We start from the raw sequence: 2,062 nt of genomic DNA on the forward strand, positions 1-2,062 counted from the left end.
TGACAGTGCAAAGATGGTTCGCTCGCAGATTTTGTGTAATTTGCTGCTGAAATCGAACAGATTTTGTGGATAAAGTGAAAATTTCCGGCAAAAGTGAGTATAAAGACGCACCTTTCACCAACCCCCCCCGAAAGGGAACGGGGATTGTCTAAACCAATTTAGGCAACGCAAGAGGTGAATACCGCATTGAGACACAGTTTGGTACGCACTTCCAGATGCTTCCCAGTCTGGACTATCTACAAGCCTAATTGGTTAGGTGTTAGGTAAGACCAAGACATCTTAACTGTGTTGCAGGAAGGGACTAAAACAAGTTTGCTGGTTCTTGGGCCGATCGCCATTCAAAAACCAGCCCCCCGCAAGGGGATTATTGTAAAGCCGTCCTGTAAGGACGGGGTTTGGGACCCAGAGGTTTCGATGATGGCGACCTACGATGTCTGCCTTGTTGTTGTTTCAGTTGCGATCGCAATCACCGCCACCTATACGGCTTTGTCAGTGGTGAAGGGTAGCCGATTGGCCACAAAATGGGCGCGAAAGTTGTGGCTTGCGAGTGGGGCGGCAATAGCGATCGGCATCTGGTCGCACTACACAGGCATGACATCAACGCGACCGTGGGCATCGATCGCATATAATTCTCAGCAGCTAGTGGAACTCTCGACGGTCATCAGTTTTGGTGCTTCCTTAACAACTTTGTGCCTGACCTCGATGACAAAAACAACAAAAATCGGAAAATGCTGTCAACTCAGTAGTGCCATCGCGATCGCATCGACAATCGCCGCCACGCATTACACAGTAATGGCAGCCGTCAGCTTCCCGCCTCAAAAAGCAAAAATTGTACAACTTTACAGCACAGCAGATACTAGGGGCAGCTTTACTTTCTCAATAGCTATAGCGGTTGGAATTGCTACCTTAGTCATCTTAGCGCTGGCGCGACTGGCATATGCAGTCGCTCGGCGACTGCGTACTCAGGTGGCGACAGCAGAAGCATTACGCCAAAGCGAACAGCGTTTCCGTTCCTTAGTGCAAAACTCCTCAGACCTGATTGCAGTTTTGGATATCAACGCCACTTTTCGTTATGTCAGTCCCTCCGTAGAAAAAATTTTGGGCTACACACCGACACAATTAATCGATCGAAAAGCCTTTGACTGGATTCACCCAGAAGATATTGACAAAGTTTATGCCGCTTTTGCCAGTGCGATCGCCAATCCCGGCGCTAACATGGCGATCGAGTATCGAGTCAGACACGCTCAGGGCAATTGGATTTATTTGGAAACTATAGGGCGCAACCTGCTTGATGATGCCACTATCAAAGGCGTCGTAGCTAATTCCCGCAACATCACCAAGCGCAAACAAGCAGAAGAAGCACTGCGCCAGGTAGAACAGAACTATCGCAGCATCTTTGAAAATGCCGTTGAAGGTATTTTTCAAACCACACCCGATGGGGGATATCTGACAGTCAACCCCATGCTAGCCCGCATCTACGGTTACGATTCCCCAGCAGAATTAATCGCCACCATCATCGATATCAAACAACAGCTTTATGTCGATCCAAATCGCCGCTTTCAGTTTAGAAATCTTTTACAAGAACAGGATGCCGTTTGGGGCTTCGAGTCCCAAGTTTATCGTAAAGATGGCAGCATCATCTGGATTTCCGAAAGCGCTCGCGCCCTCCGGGACGAAACGGGTCAGCTGTTGGGCTATGAAGGCACTGTAGTAGATATTACCCAGCGCAAGCAAGCAGAGACAGAACTGCACAAACGAGATACGTTGCTGCAAGGGGTTGCAGCTGCCATGAATCATTTATTGACAAATAGCGATTACAGTACAGCAATTAATAAAGCATTAGACGCCTTGGGTGCAGTGACCGGTGTCGATCGAGTTTATATTTACGAACAGCACTGCCATCCCGAAAGCGGCGAAATCGGTGTGAGTATGCGATATGAATGGACGCGCCGACTCGAAGAGGCAGAGAGGGGGAGAGCGGAAATTAAAAGTCAAAAGTCAAAAGTCAAAAGTCAAAACGAAGAACGGGAGAACGGGAGAACGGGAGAAAACCTGCATAATG

General features: G+C 48.4%; 1 protein-coding gene. It reads left to right on the forward strand.

The features are described 5' to 3' along the window. Positions 1-285: 285 nt before the first annotated feature. On the forward strand, positions 286-2,062 hold a 1,777-nt coding region (locus H6S82_RS30225; RefSeq protein ID WP_347339570.1), incomplete at its 3' end, for a PAS domain S-box protein.

Source organism: Planktothrix sp. FACHB-1355, from assembly GCF_014748295.1.
Classification (GTDB): domain Bacteria; phylum Cyanobacteriota; class Cyanobacteriia; order Cyanobacteriales; family Aerosakkonemataceae; genus Aerosakkonema; species Aerosakkonema funiforme_A.